Annotated in this window: 13 protein-coding genes; all 13 read right to left on the bottom strand. The window is 64.0% G+C overall.

Annotation, left to right across the window (positions count from 1 at the left end; translation table 11 throughout):
- Window positions 1-46 precede the first annotated feature (46 nt).
- Window positions 47-835: a helix-turn-helix domain-containing protein gene (locus HOP59_RS07210; protein ID WP_234253351.1), complete on the bottom strand. Its 789-nt coding sequence runs from the start codon at window positions 833-835 to the stop codon at window positions 47-49.
- A 146-nt stretch (window positions 836-981) separates the two neighbouring features.
- A complete protein-coding gene (locus tag HOP59_RS07215; protein ID WP_010626121.1) occupies window positions 982-2,190 on the bottom strand; it encodes a DcaP family trimeric outer membrane transporter in 1,209 nt (402 codons plus the stop codon).
- A 169-nt stretch (window positions 2,191-2,359) separates the two neighbouring features.
- Window positions 2,360-3,991 carry a thiamine pyrophosphate-binding protein gene (locus tag HOP59_RS07220; protein WP_234253352.1) on the bottom strand — a complete coding sequence of 544 codons (1,632 nt, stop codon included), beginning with the start codon at window positions 3,989-3,991 and terminating at the stop codon, window positions 2,360-2,362.
- 34 nt (window positions 3,992-4,025) lie between these two features.
- Window positions 4,026-5,492 (bottom strand): aldehyde dehydrogenase, encoded by a 1,467-nt coding sequence (locus HOP59_RS07225; protein WP_234253353.1) that lies wholly within the window; start codon window positions 5,490-5,492, stop codon window positions 4,026-4,028.
- Window positions 5,493-5,509: 17 nt separating this feature from the next.
- A complete protein-coding gene (locus HOP59_RS07230) occupies window positions 5,510-6,307 on the bottom strand; it encodes an aspartate dehydrogenase (protein ID WP_010626118.1) in 798 nt (265 codons plus the stop codon).
- 20 nt (window positions 6,308-6,327) lie between these two features.
- Window positions 6,328-7,122, bottom strand: a complete 795-nt coding sequence (locus HOP59_RS07235) for an SDR family oxidoreductase (RefSeq protein ID WP_010626117.1) — start codon at window positions 7,120-7,122, stop codon at window positions 6,328-6,330.
- Between the two features lie 9 nt (window positions 7,123-7,131).
- Window positions 7,132-7,971: an alpha/beta fold hydrolase gene (locus HOP59_RS07240; protein WP_234253354.1), complete on the bottom strand. Its 840-nt coding sequence runs from the start codon at window positions 7,969-7,971 to the stop codon at window positions 7,132-7,134.
- Between the two features lie 11 nt (window positions 7,972-7,982).
- Window positions 7,983-8,504, bottom strand: a complete 522-nt coding sequence (locus HOP59_RS07245) for a cupin domain-containing protein (RefSeq protein ID WP_010626115.1) — start codon at window positions 8,502-8,504, stop codon at window positions 7,983-7,985.
- A 247-nt stretch (window positions 8,505-8,751) separates the two neighbouring features.
- The gene (locus HOP59_RS07250; RefSeq protein ID WP_010626114.1) at window positions 8,752-9,669 is read right to left on the bottom strand and encodes a VOC family protein; all 918 of its coding nucleotides are present in this window, start codon (window positions 9,667-9,669) and stop codon (window positions 8,752-8,754) included.
- A 96-nt stretch (window positions 9,670-9,765) separates the two neighbouring features.
- Window positions 9,766-10,566: an IclR family transcriptional regulator gene (locus HOP59_RS07255; protein ID WP_010626113.1), complete on the bottom strand. Its 801-nt coding sequence runs from the start codon at window positions 10,564-10,566 to the stop codon at window positions 9,766-9,768.
- A gap of 266 nt (window positions 10,567-10,832) precedes the next feature.
- Window positions 10,833-12,401 carry a sulfatase family protein gene (locus HOP59_RS07260; protein ID WP_234253355.1) on the bottom strand — a complete coding sequence of 523 codons (1,569 nt, stop codon included), beginning with the start codon at window positions 12,399-12,401 and terminating at the stop codon, window positions 10,833-10,835.
- A 21-nt stretch (window positions 12,402-12,422) separates the two neighbouring features.
- Complete coding sequence (locus HOP59_RS07265) at window positions 12,423-13,739, bottom strand: TRAP transporter large permease (RefSeq protein WP_010626111.1); 1,317 nt, start codon at window positions 13,737-13,739, stop codon at window positions 12,423-12,425.
- 24 nt (window positions 13,740-13,763) lie between these two features.
- Window positions 13,764-14,276 (bottom strand): TRAP transporter small permease, encoded by a 513-nt coding sequence (locus HOP59_RS07270; protein ID WP_010626110.1) that lies wholly within the window; start codon window positions 14,274-14,276, stop codon window positions 13,764-13,766.
- Window position 14,277 lies beyond the last annotated feature (1 nt).

Genomic DNA, 14,277 nt, shown 5'->3' on the forward strand with positions numbered 1-14,277 from the left:
CCCCGGGAGCGACCCGGCTGGTGTCCCGCAAAAGCCGGGACAGCCGTTACATGCACCGGTGAGCGGCATAAGCGGCGGAAAGCCTCGTGGCAGCTCGACGAAGCCCTCTTGAAAGCACCGCTTCGTCGACGTCTTGAGCGCCGGAGAAGTAGACCAGGCTGAGGCAGGCCGATACTTCGCTCCCCACACGGATGGGCACTGCAATGGCGTCGTGGGCGGCCTCCCGCCCCGAGGCCATGAATCGCTCCCCCGGGACACGGCGCGAATGACCAAGCCCATCCGCTTCGGCCAGCAGCCCCCTCAGAAAACTCCGGTTACTGGCCAGTTCGGCCACGGGCCCGCCCAGGGCAAGCAGCTTTCTCAGTAGACGTTCGCGCTGCGCCTCATCACAGCTCGCCAGGTAAGCGCGACCCACTGCAGAACGCAGCAGGCATGGCGTGAAGTCCAACACGTTGCAGTGCATTACACGCCCACCGAGAGAGCGTGAGCTTTCGATCACCCGCATGGCCGCCCCCTCTTGGATGCACAGGTCAGAGGGCCAGCCGAAGACATCATGCAGCTCCCGTAGGGTGGGCAGGGCCAGCTCGGCCATCAGCTCCACCGTCGTCTGACGCTCCCCTAGCGCCGTCATGCGACGGGCCAAGCGGTAGCGTCTATCCGCCAGACCCTGAGTGACCCAGCCCCGTTCGCTCAGGGTCGCCAGTATCCGCAGCAGGGTACTCTTCTCGAGTCCGGTCATTTGGTGCAGCGCTGCGAGACCAAGCGGTTCATCTGCCTGACCGATGGCGGTCAACACCCTGAGTCCTCGGTCTAGGGCACGGATCGTCTTGGGCATACCATCCTCATCTGCGCGAAACAGTTTGTATGAATAACTGAAGCGAAATAACTGGGGCGGAATAAAAAAGTGCCAATGTACCCATTGGCACTAAGCATGCGAGCTAGTGATAAGAGCGAGCTATGTCGTTTCCATTCAAGAGTCGTTCAGAACTGGAATTGCACGCTGGCCTGGATACGACTGGCATCATCGGATTCGCCGTTGACCCGCTTGATATCGGAGTGCTGATATTCGATACCGGTGGAGAGGCGCTGATTGACGTCCCAGATCAGATTGACGAAGGAGTACTGGATGCGATCCGCATGACCTTGGAAGCCGGCAATGTCGTCGGGCAGGCTCTGGCTGACCCGTGAGGTGCCGATACCGCTGGACCAGTTGCTGGTCCAGTTGTGCTCCAGGGAGACCCCGAAAGCACGCAGGTCCACGGTCTCCAGAGAGCCGTTGGCATCGAGATAAGCGTCCGGAGTGCGCGCAGCGACCGGTGCCGCCGGCGCCATGCTGAGATAGCGACCCAGCCCGCTGCCAACGGTGGCATTGGCCTTGAAGCTGGTGGCGCTGCCCAGCGGTAGGGCCAACTGGGCGGCCACGCCATAGCCGGTGGCGCTCTCATCTACGCCGGTAGTGGCCTCATTGGTGGAGAACTGACGCACCACCCCGGAAATGCCGAAGGTCTGACCGTACTGGTAGCGTGCGGTCAGGTGCGGCAGCTCGGTCTCGGACTCCACTCCACCGATCGGCGAGATCAGGCTCGAGGGCTCCTCAAGGGAAATCGAGAAGGCATTGGGCCCGGCGCGGTGAGTGTAGCGCACTTGGTTGACCAAGCCAGTTGCGTAGCCAATGGGCCCGCCCAGCTTGAGAATCCGCGGCGTGCCGTGGAAGTGCATGAAGTTGGTCCAGCTCTTGCCGGCCAGCACACCCATGTACTCACCGTAGGCATGCCGCAGGTTGAAAGAGCCCCCCGGCAGGAAGTGTCCCTCGACGAAAGTGGTCACAGTACCACGGTCGGTACGGGTATGGGTGCGGAAGTTGAGCCGCGACTCGTTAGCGGTGAAGCTGGTCCGCCCATCGGTCTCGTTGGCCGGATTGAGCAGATTGAGCGGCTCGGTCACCTCCCCGAGGTCCGCATCGAAGTCGTAGAAGGCATCGAACTTCGCATAGCCGCCGAAGGCCAAGTCGGTATTGGTACCGGGAATATTGAAGGTCGAGCGGTGGTTCCAAGGCGGACCCACACGGCTCGGTTCGCCGGTGACGACCGGCTGTCCGGCAGGCACCACATCGAAAGCCTGGGAAGTTGCGACAGCAGTCAGCCCCACCGGCAGCATCGCCGCCAGTGCAATTACCTTGTTATATTTCATTTTTTAGTTCCTCTTGGATAAGAACAAAGCGTTTTTATAATTCGGGACAAGTCGATGTTTGCGGGCTGGACACCTCCTGTTAGTCGAGTTCAAGACACGATCTCCCCAACCCACCGAGCCAGTGGTCGGTGAGTGGCGTCACGCTGTTACGGCAAGACGAATCAGGTCGTCAGTAGAGCTTCTTCTGGGGCGGTCCCGAGAACTTGAGTTCGCCGACACTGAGCATGTCCACCTCCACCAATGCCGGGCCGGGATGACCCACCGCCTCGGTCAGCACCGCGCCGAAGTCATCGCCGTGGCTTACCTTCCAGCGCCGGATGCCCATGGCATCGGCCAGCTGCTGAAAATCGGGGGTGTGCAGCTCGTTGTAGTACTGGCGCCCCTCGAAGTACTTCTCTTGGATGCCGCGCATCACCCCGTAGCCGCCGTCGTTCATCACGACCAAGGTCATGTCGAGCTTTTCCTGAGCCATGGTTGCCAGCTCGCCGAGCCCCAGCGCCAGGCCGCCATCGCCGACCAGAGTGACTACCTTGCGCTGGGGCTGGGCCACGGCGCAGCCGATGCCGTGGGCCAGGCCCAGGCCGATGGCTCCCGCCAGGGAGTGGATATTGGTCAGCGGACGCTGGATGGGCAGCAGCCGACTGCCCCAGGTGCTGCCGGAGACAGTGATGTCACGTACGAAGATGCCGTCCTCGGGCAGGGCGGCACGCACCGCGTCGCTGAGCTTGGCGTACTCGCCCACCTGGTCACGCAGGGCCTGCTCGGCCTCGGTCACCGCCTTGACCACCGTCGTGTCGTAAGTGGCGTCCGGCTCGCGGCCCGCCAGGCGGTCAGCGAGACGGCTCAGCACGTCGGCACAGTCGCCGCACAGGAAATCATCGGCCCGGTAGTTGCGATGGGCGGCGGCGGGATCGATATCGATCTGCACCAGAGGGCGCGGCAGTTCGACTGAGTAGGTCTTGGTCTCGTTGCTGCGCAGCCTTGAGCCGGCAACGATCATGAGGTCACTCTCGGCGAACAGCGCCTCCACCGAGGCAGCATTGTGGAAGGCGCGCAGGCTGCGCGGGTGACCGTCGGGCAGCACTCCCCGGGCATGAGTGCTGGAAACCACAGGGATGCCCGCATCCGCCAAGCGCTTCACCGCCTTGCCCGCCTCCAGGGTGCCGCCACCGATCCACAGCATGGGGCGCTTGGCTGCCTCGACCCGTGCGGCCAGGGCATCGATCTCAGCATCGCTCACCGCCGCCGGGGTGGGCGGCGCTACCGGAGCGGTTTCCACCCACGCTACCTGAGCGGCCTGGATGTCGATGGGAATCTCTAGGCTCACCGGCCCCCGCGGCAGGGTCAGCGCCTCGCGGATGGCACGGTGCAGCAGGGGCACCGCCTGCTCGGGGGTACAGACCCGGTAGGCAGCCTTGCCACTGGCCTTGAGGAAGGTGAGCTGATCCTTGGTCTCGTGGATGAAACCGGCATCCCGATCCAGGTAGGCCTTCTCCACCTGACCGGTGATGTGAAGCATGGGCGTGCCGGCGTTGAGAGCCTCGAGCAGAGCACCAATAGCGTTGCCGGCGCCAGCTCCGGTGCTGGTCAGCGCCACGCCCAGGCTGCCCACCCGGGTATGAGCATCGGCCATGGTCACCGAACCGGCTTCGCCGCGGGCGGGCACGAAGCGGATCTTGTCGCGGCGGCCAATGGCGTCGGCAATCGGCAGGTTGTGGATGGAAATGACGCCATAGACGGCGGAGACCGCATAAGCTTCGAGGGTACGGGCGATCGCTTCGCCGACGGTAATGGTACTCATGGTGAATTCCTTTGTTGTGATTGCCGGCGCGGCGTCAGTTGGCCCAGCTCATGGGCTCGCTTTCCAGCCCCAGATAGAGGCTCTTCTGCTGCATGTAGGCCTGGATGCCCTGACGGCCCTTCTCGCGTCCCAGGCCGCTCTCCTTGTAGCCACCGAAGGGGGTGGAGATGGCGAACTTCTTGTAGGTGTTGATCCACACCGTGCCCGCCTCCAATCGCGCGGCCAGGCGCAGGGCGCGGCGGTAGTCGGCAGTCCAGATACCGGCGGCCAGACCGAAGACGTTGTCGTTGGCCAGTCCCACCAATTGCTCCTCGTCGTCGTAGGGCAGTGCCACCAGCACCGGGCCGAAGATCTCCTCCTGACACACCGCGCTGTCATGAGGTAACCCCTCGATGATGGTGGGCAGGTAGTAGCTGCCCCGAGCCAGCTCGGCATTCTGTGGCGCCTCGCCACCGCACAGTATCCGCCCCCCCTCGGCACAGGCCTGGTCGACGTAGGCGGCCACGCTGTCGCGGTGGGCCTCGTTGATCAGCGGCCCAAGATGGGTGCCCACAGCCTCGGGATGACCCACGCGCAAGCCGCGGGTGATCTCGAGCAGGCGGCTCATCACCTCGTCGTAGCGGCCACGCGGTACGAAGAGCCGCGAGCCGGCGATGCAGGCCTGGCCGGCAGAGCTGAAGATGCCATAGGCGATGCCCTGGGCGGCCTCCTCCAGGTCGGCGTCCTCACAGACGATGGTGGGCGACTTGCCCCCCAGCTCCAGCGAGGTGCCAATCAGCTTGTCGGCGGCGATATGGGCCAAGTGACGACCGGTTCGCGTGCCACCGGTGAAAGAGATCTTGCGCACTTTGGGGTGGCGCACGAGGGCCTCTCCGATCACGCTGCCACGCCCCGGCAGCACGCTGAGCAGCCCCTTTGGCAGGCCTGCTTCCTCGAACAGTTCGGCTAGCTTCAGCGCCATCAGCGGCGTGGCCTCGGCGGGCTTGAGCACCACAGCGTTGCCGGCGGCCAGTGCCGGGGCGACCTTCTGCATCTCACTGGCGATGGGCGAATTCCAGGGGGTTATCGCTGCGATCACGCCGAGCGGTTCATAGGTACTCAGCGTCATCAGATCGGCGCTGCGCGGCGTGGGCAGCTCGCCCTCCAGGGTCTCGCAGGCCGCCGCGAAGTAGCGGGCGGTGCCGGCGGCGCTTGTCACCAGGGCACGGGTCTCGGCCAGGGGCTTGCCGTTGTCGCGAGTCTGCAGGGCCGCCAGCTCTTCGAGACGCGACTCGATCAGTTGGCTAACCCGGTAGAGGATGGTGGCCCGCTGGTGAGGCACCAGGTCGCGCCATTCGGGGCGGCGCCAGGCAGCGTCGGCCGCCTCGATGGCCTCTTCCACATCCTCCAGGCTGGCAGCCTTGAGCCGGGCGTTCACCGAGCCGTCGGCGGGAAAGATCGAGGCCAGGGGGTCGCCGCGGCCGACACGCCACTCACCGGCAATGAAGATCGGTTGCGTCATCGTCTTGCTCCTTTCACTCACACCGTCACCGGGTCCAGCACCTGGCGACAGGCGCGAACCACCGACAGGGCGGCGAGCATCGAAGTCTTGGGGTTGTGTTCCAGGGGGCGGCCGTTGAGCTCGATGCGAAACTCGCCGAAGCGCCCCTTGACGTGGATACGGTGGGTATTGCGGGTCGCCGCCGGGTCGGCGGTGAGACGTACGGTAGTGGCCTGCATGCCGATGCCGGCCAGGGCGATGGTCGCCGCCACGTTTGCGTTGGCCGGGAAGAGGCGCGCCGCCTCGCCGGCAGTACCCTCGTAGAAGACCGTCGCCTCGCGGAGGGCGTCGAGGTCCACCAGTTGCTCGGCGTGGCTGCCTTTCCAACTGCGCGGTGCCTTGCAGGCCTCATAGGTGACGCTCTCCAGCCCGCCCTCACGGGCGGCGGCCAGGCCGTCCATACCTGCCACGGCACCGGAGAGCACCAGCATGCGCCCGCTGCCCGCCTCGGCGGCCTGACGCAGGCGGCCGTAGAGCCCCTCGTCGGCCAAGGCACCAGTGGCCACGATGGCCAGGGTCAAGCCGCGGGCAAGCACCGCTTCACCGTGCTCGGCGAGGCCTGGCTGGCCGGCGCACTCCACCACCAGCTCGGGGCGCTCCTCGCACTGGGCAACCGAGGTCAACACCTCGACACCTGCATCCAGCCGCTCGCGAGTGAGGGTCACCTGGGACTCGGGCACCACCACCCAGGCCAGCTCCAGGCCCGCCGGCAGCAGGCGGTGCACTTCCTGGGCCATGGCCCCATAGCCGATGATCATCAAGCGTTTGGTCGTCATTGCGGAGGTGTCCTCGGGGGTCAGAGGTGGTGATTGAAGCCGCCGGACACATCCAGAGCGGCGCCGGTGGTGAAAGAAGCCATGGGCGAGGCCAGGAACACCAGCGCACGGGCCGGCTCCTCGGGGCGCCCCAGGCGCTTCATCGGTATGCCGCGCTTGACGGCAATACCGGCGACCCACTCCTCCCAGCCCAGCGACTTGTCGTCGCGAGCCTCGAAGCGCCGCCGCCACTGACCCGACTCCACCATGCCGAGCAAAATGGAGTTGACCCGGATGCCCTCGTCGATCAGCTCGTGGGCGAGCGAATGGGTCATGTTGAGCAGGGCCGCGCGTGCCGCCGAGGTGGCGATCATGTGGGGCTCCGGCTGCAGCGCCAGCAAGGAGTTGACGCAGGTCAGCGAGCCGATATCGGAGGCGGCGAGCTGGGTACGGAATGCGTTCAGCGGATTGATCACCCCGAACAGCTTGAGGTTGGCTTCGGCCAGCCAGGCCTCTCGGGGGGTGTCGTCGTAGTGCGCCACGTAGCCCTGACCAGCGTTGGCGATGAGCATGTCGGCGCCACCGAAGCGCTCGGCCACCGCGACGGCGAAGTCAGCGCAGGAAGCCTCGTCGAGCACGTCGCACGCTTTGGTCAGCAGCTCGGCTGCGGGAAACGCTTCTCGCAGCTCAGCCTCGGCGGCGGCCAGGCGCTCGCCATTGCGACCGCAGAAGGCCACCCGTGCCCCTTCGGCCAGCAGCAGGCGCACGGTCTCCAGGCCGATGCCCGAGGAACCGCCGGTGACGACGGCGACACGTCGTTCGATCAGAAAGCTCATGGCAATCTCCTAAGGGGTCTCTGACGCGTCGGCGGCGCCGAGCAACGAGCGAGAGAAGTCGTCCAGGGCCCGGGCGAAGGCCTCGGGGGCGTCGATATAGCTGGCGTGACCGGCCCGCGGGATGCCGCCATAGGGCGCCCCCAAGCGGACGGCCAGGGCGTGGGCATCCTCGGGCGGAGTGATACGATCCTCGTCGCCACATACCACCAGGGTCGGTACCTCCGGTGTCGCCGGCAGGTAGCGGGCCAGGGTGTCATTGGCAAGCATCCAGCCGGCCTGGGCGAAGCCCGCCACATGGAGCTTTTGCATCTCCGCCTCGACCCGGGCGATGTCCGTCGTGTCGGCGCCCTCGCGCAGCAGCCGCGGCGCCCTGGCCCGGGCGTAGGCGGCATGGCCCTGAGCCTCAAGCTGGGTCCAGCGGCTGCGATAGACCTCGTCGCGCTTGGCCGCCTCGGCATCGCCGTAGCCCTGGGCCGGATCGGCCAGCACCACCCCGGCCAAGCGCCCCGGATGGGCAGCCAGGTAGGCGGAGGCCATCATGGCGCCCAGGGAGTGACCCACCAGCACGCAACGCTCGATGCCAAGCGCTGCCAGCCAGGTTTCCAGGCGTGCGGCATAGTCGGCAGCGGTGGGAGCCTCACCCGCCAGGGGCTGGCTGTCGCCATAGCCCGGGGCATCCCAGGCCAGCAGACGATAGCCAGGCAGCTGCTCGGCGAGCTTCGCCCAGGAGCCGGCGCCGGAGCTGATACCGTGCAGCAGCACCAGCGTCGGGGCCTTGCCCGACGCCCCATGGCTCCGCTCCAGGTAGCACTGCACAGCGCCGTCCAACTGCAGGCGTTTGGCATCCACGGCCGACCTCCTTAGTTGCGTTTGACCTTGGACAGAGGATGATCCTCCGGGTAGGTGGGGATCTGCGGCTTGTGCGTACCCAGCATCACGCACATCAGCGCCTCTTCCTCACCATGATTGAACAAGCCCCGGTAGATGCGCGGCGGAATGGAAATCACATCGCGCTCCTCGAGCACGGTTTCCATATAGTCGTCGCCATCCTTGAGAAAGAGAGTGATGGTGCCCTTGAGCACGAAGAAGACTTCTTCCACGTCGTCGTGCACGTGTAGAGGCCCTTCGCACTTGGCGGGCAATACCATGGTCGAGAAGGTAAAGTGCTCGGCGGGAATGGTATTGGTATCATCCTTGACCCCGGTGGCACCGGTGCCGATATAGCGCATCTGGGCACGGCGATACTTGGGGTCGTAATCGGCCTGGAACTTCAGTGCATCCCAGTCGTACTTGCGCCCTTTGAAACGCGCAATACGCGTCTGCATCCACTCTTCGAAAGTGGTGCCTTCAGGCTTTTTCCATGTTTCCAGCATGACGTTCATCGTGATTTCCTCTCTTCTTGGTCGCATTCCAGCTGCATCACAAGCGCTTTAAACTGCGCTTTCTGGGCAAATCGAGACAAGGCGATCCCTGGACGCCGGTTTTGGGCATCTCGTGGGCACTTTTCCTTCGGTATCGAACTCGCTTAAACGAACTCGTTAAACGGGAGGTGTCGTCGCGTTTATCTCAGACTTTATTATCTCTGTTTTCCTCTTGGCGATCGTTCAGGCGATGTTTTATCGCCCCGGGTCATGCCTCGGCTTTCTTTTGCCGACGAGTCTCGGCATCGATTCCACCTTCCACGGCCCACTCGGTGAAAGATTCCAGCGAGTGCTGCATCTCACGCGGCTCCCAAGCTTCGGTGAGGTAGTCCTCATTGGTGTAGTACTCGAAGGCTCCACCCAGGGGGCTATTGACGTACCAGAAATAGGCCGAGGAGATCGGGTGCCGCCCCGGCCCCAGGAACGTGCTCCACTGCTTGCGGTTCATGGCCAGACCGCCGCCGATCACCTCGTGAATGTCGCGCACGGTGAAGGCCACATGATTGAGGCCGGCGCCACGGTGGGGCAGCTTGAGCAGGAAGAGATTGTGATGCCCGCCGCGGGCCTGCATACGCAGAAAGACGGCACGGTCGGTGTAGCGATCGGAGACGGCGAAGCCCAACCTGTCACGGTAGAACGCCTCAGTGGCCTCGAGATCGTCGACGAAGAACACCGCATGACCGATGCCAACCGGGGTCGCCCGCTCGTAGACCGGACTCGGTTGGTCGACACGGCGCATGTCGCCGTACTGGTTGATCGGGGTAACGTCGAGCTCGACCTCACGCAGGGAGTCGACGCGGATGGCCACTGTCATTCCATTGGGATCCTGACACTCGATATGATCGCCGCGATCCACGAAGCCGGGCTGGTCGGCGAGCCGTGTCTTCAGTGCCTCCAAGGCCGCAGAGTCGGCGGCTCCCCAGGTCATGCGGCGCAGGGTCGATCCCGACTCGAAGGCCGGCGGCAGCGCAGGGTCGTCAATCGGCGCCAGGTTCAGGCGTGCGCCATTGAGGGTTTCAAAAGCCGTATCGCTCACCTGCGACAATCCGAAATCGGTCACGAACCGCTTGCCGACCTCCAGATCCTCGACGCCGAAATCCAGGGCTTCGATACCAACGATGCTCATGTCTCACTCCTGCGTCTACGGGACGCCGTTGTCTGCTGCTGGGCCCACACAGAAAGGCGGGGGCATGCCTGCCGGCAGTGCCGGCTTTAACCAGGGCTAGGTGCCCTGGCGCTCGGTGGTGCTGCGGTAGCCAAGCAGCCCGGAGATCGTCTCTGCCGCGCCCTCCACCGAACTGCGTAACCGTTCACGCTCATCGGCCGGGATCTCATGCACCGGCACCATGATGCTCACTACCGCATCGATATCCCCATCGGCGTTGTAGATGGGGTACACGATGGAGGAGATGCCAAGCTGGAAGAAGGATTCGGCGATCACATAGCCACGGCTACGATCCTCCTGAACCAGTCTCCACAATGCCTCCCGGCTGGCCGGTGCCCCCGGTTGGGTATCGGGCAACGCCTCGTCGGGATAGAGCTCCTCGAACTCCGCTCGGCTCAGGCCGGTCAGCAGCATGCGCCCCAGGGAGGTACGGTGCACCGGCAGTCGGGTGCCGACGCTGACGCGTCGAATGGTGGCGTTGGCGGCACTGACCCTGGCCACATAGATGACGTCCTGGCCATCGCGAATGGCGATATGGCTAGAGCAGCCGGTGGCATCGCGCAGCGACTCGATCACCGGCTGGCCCACCTGGACTACGTCCAGGGAGGCGACGTACTCGAAACCCAAACGCAACACGTTGACCCCCAGGGAGTAGAGCCCCGTGGTGGGATGACGCCGCAGAAACCCCATGTACTCGAGGGTCTGGATCGCCCGGTAGGCAGTGGCCTTGGGAATGTCCACTCGCTTGGCGATCTCGGCGAAGCTCATCTCGCGATGGCTACGGCTCAGCTCCATCAAGATGGTCAGGCCGCGCTCCAGGCCGGGAATCAGATATTTACGTGCATCTTTGTCATTCATAGGGCGTCCTCTCCGGTGTGGGTCGTTCCAGGCTTCAGCATACCCCTGCCTATGCCCATCAGCATTCCATCGCGATTGTCAGGGCTCGACCCTGGGAGAGCAATGCTTCTCTTTTAATATATGAAACTAGATTTCTTATTTGATACGATCAAGATAGGCACTCCTCCAGAGCTTGTCAAGGACCTATTTCTCTCTGAAGAAACAAACCTAACTTACTGATATTTAATAATTAAAAAGTAAGGAAAATGCGATGAGTCCGGCACCATTCAAGCGCGTGCGGTCGCCACCAGGCTGCGGTCGCGCAGGGCAACGAGCCGTTGTCCCAGGCGATGCTGCAACTCGAGTCTGGTCTCGCGGCAAACCGGGTCGTCCCAACGGTTGTCGAGTTCGTCGGGATCGGTCTCGAGATCGTAGAGCTCGCCACCCTCATGCCCCTCGAAGAGGCTCAGCCGCCAGCGCTCGGTGACTAGGCTGACGATGCTGGAACACGCCTCGCTATCGCGAAATACCTGAATGCCGGGGTCTTCCACCAGAACGTCCGCCGCCGGCATCGTGCCGAACAGGTCCTGGCCTTGCATGCCGATCGGGACACGCAAACCAGCCCGCTGCAGCAACGTCGGCGCCAGATCGATGGCACTGCCCAGACGCGTGGAGACACCCCGCCTCTTCGCATCCTGTGGGTCGTGCCAGATCAACGGCACCCGCAGCACGCTCTGAAAGTGAAGGCCCATCTTCAGCATGTAGCCGTGATCGCCCATGTAATCGCCGTGATCGGAAGTGAAGGCCACCACGGTGTCGTCGGCGAGGCCCTGTGCCGCCAGAGCGGCCAGCACCTCACCCACGGCATCGTCGACCATGCTGATGCTGCCGTAGTTCAGGGCGATGATCTCCCGCGCCTGGCGCTCGCTCACCGCGAAAGGCCAGTGGCTCTCGGGATCCTCACTGCCCCAGCGATAAGCCTCCAGGGCCGGAGCGGGGATGCCTCGTATCGCCTTCACCGGATGATGGAAGGAATTCGGCAGCTCGACTTCGTCGGGGTCGTACAAGGACCAGTAACGCCCCGGCGGGGTAAAGGGGTGATGGGGGTCGGGAAAGGAGACCACCAGCACGAAGGGGGTCTGGGCGTCCTGCGCGGCCAGGAAGTCGCAAGCCTGCACTTTCACGTATGTGGTCGGATAGAGCGCCTCGGGCACTGCCGTGCGCCAGCACTGGGGCGCCGTAACGCTAGACGGCAGAGCATTGGCAGGCCCTCGCAGCGACGCTGGGTCAGGATGTCGCTCGCGAAGCCAGGCGGTGTAGTGACCGTCCACCAGATCACCATGGCCGATACACAACCGCACGTGCTCGAAGCCATAGTAGGGCGTCGGGAGAGATAGGCCGGGCTGCTCAACCCAGCGGCGACGCACCTCCCAGCCATAGTCGGGTCCTTCGCGCTGGTGGCGTCGAGCCAGGGTCGTTTCCGCCGGCGGTGCCTCGCCCACTCCTCCCAGGGTACGGGGCGGCGCCGGGATGTCCGTGACGTTCTGGAAGTGAGCCTTGCCGACATAACCGGTACGGTAACCGGCCTGACGCAGCACCTCGGCGAAGGTGAGGCTGTCGAGCCCCAGGGGGATGCCGTTCTGGCGCACCCCGTTGACCGAAGGCATCTGCCCGGTGACCAGCGCCGCCCGGTTGGGCTGGCATATTGGCGTGGCCACGTGGAAGCGGGTGAAGTGCACCCCACGTGACGACAGGGCGTCGAGATGCGGCGTTCGCAGCGTCGGGTTACCGTAGCAGCCTAGATGGTCGGCACGCTGCTGGTCGGTGATGAAGAGCACGAAATTGGGACGTCGCATGACAATTCCTCTCCTGGGCATTTAGCCGAACATCCAGCTCACCGGCCCGGTGACGATCTGCGGGAAGGCGAAGATGATGCCGATTGCCAGGAAGTCGCAAATCAGGAAGGGAATGGCGGCCTTGTAGATGCTGCCCATGGTGGTGCCCTCCGGCGCCACCGCCTTCATCACGAACAGCGCCGCGCCCAGCGGAGGCGAGGTGGAGCCGGTCTCGATGGCGAGCAGGAAGAGCACTGCGAACCAGATTGTGTCGAAGCCGAGTTGATCCACTACCGGCACGAAGATCGGCAGCGTAATCAGCATGATCGGCAGCGGCCCCATGAACATGCCGAGCAGCACCACGGTGAAGACCATGGCCAGCACGATCATGTGGTCGTTGACCGGCAGGTTCATCACCGCATCCATCAACCCGAAGGTGGTACCGGTAAAGGCCAGCAGTTGGCTGAAAGCCACCGCGCCGGCAACGATCAGCAGTACCATCACCGAGATGTTGGCGCTCTCGAACATCGAGCGGGAGAAGTTATCCACCGTCAGGCGGCGCTTGAACAGGGCCAGCAGGATGGTGGCCACCGCCCCGGAGGCGGCTGCCTCGGTGGGCGTGGCCAGGCCGAGGAAGATCACCCCGACCACGGCAAAGACGATGAACCCGATGGGCAAGATATTACGGATACCCGCGGTGACCTTGGCCTTGAGAGGCGTAGGCGCCACGTCGAAGGAGGGCGCCACGTCGGGCTGGAGGGTGCAGCGCGCCCAGATATAGACAGCATAGAGCACTGCCATCAGCAGCCCGGGAACGATGATGGCGATCAGCAGTCGGCCGATCGATATCTCCGCCACCACGCCCAAGACCACCGCCAGCGCGCTGGGTGGAATCATGATGGCCAGCCCCGCAGAGCCAATGATGGGTCCCAGTGACATGGCCTTCTTGTAGCCGCGCTTTTCCATTTCCGGGGTCAGGCTAGAGCCCAGCAGCGCGATGGAACCCATGCTGTTGCCGGTGAGGGTGGAGAAGAGCACGCCGCCACCCACCGCCATGTAGGCCAGCCGACCGCGCAGCCGACCGAACCACTTGTCAAGGGTATCCATCAGGTCGTTGGCGATGCCGGAGCGAAACATCACTTCACCCATGATCATGAACATGGCGATGGGGACCAGGGTGAAGCTGGTCAGCGCATCGGTGGTATTGATCACCAGCTGTTCTATACCCGAAGTGCCGCCGAGAAACAGATAGGCCCCCACCAGGTTGACCGCCAAGAAGGAAAAGGCCACCGGCAAGCCCAGCATCATCAACGTCAGCAGGGCACCGAGAATGAGCGATAGCGTCAGCCACCATTCCATAACTATCTCCAGAGTGGGGCGAGGTCAGCGCTTCAGGCAGGCCAGCGCCTGGGCCACGAACTGAATGGCGACCAGGAACATGCCGAGCGGAAAGACCCAGGTGAGCAGATAACTGTGGGGCGCCAGAACGGTGGTCTCGCGGGTACCGAACTGATACTGGTCGAGCGTCACTGCCAGTCCGTACCAAGTCGCGTAGAAGCAGACCGCTGCACCCAACAGCGACATCGCGCACCCGAGCGGTACCCGCCAGCGCGGGTGCAGGTTCTCGGTGACGATGTCGATGGCCACATGGCGGTTCTTCTCCAGCAGGTAGGGCGCCCCGAGGAAGGTCATGTAGAGCAGCGCATAGCCACTTAGCTCCACCACCCAGAGCAACGACTTGCCGAACAACAGGCGCGACATGATCTCGGCGAAGACGGCGCCGGTAGCAGCCACCAGCACCACTGCGCTGATGACCGCCAGCAGGAAGTTCAGGCGGCTCAGGCCCCGCATCAGAAGGATAAGCAGGGACTTGCCGAGAGAATGTGGTTGGCGCATA

Origin of the sequence: Billgrantia aerodenitrificans (assembly GCF_021404405.1) — a bacterium.
Taxonomy (GTDB): Bacteria; Pseudomonadota; Gammaproteobacteria; order Pseudomonadales; family Halomonadaceae; genus Halomonas; species Halomonas aerodenitrificans.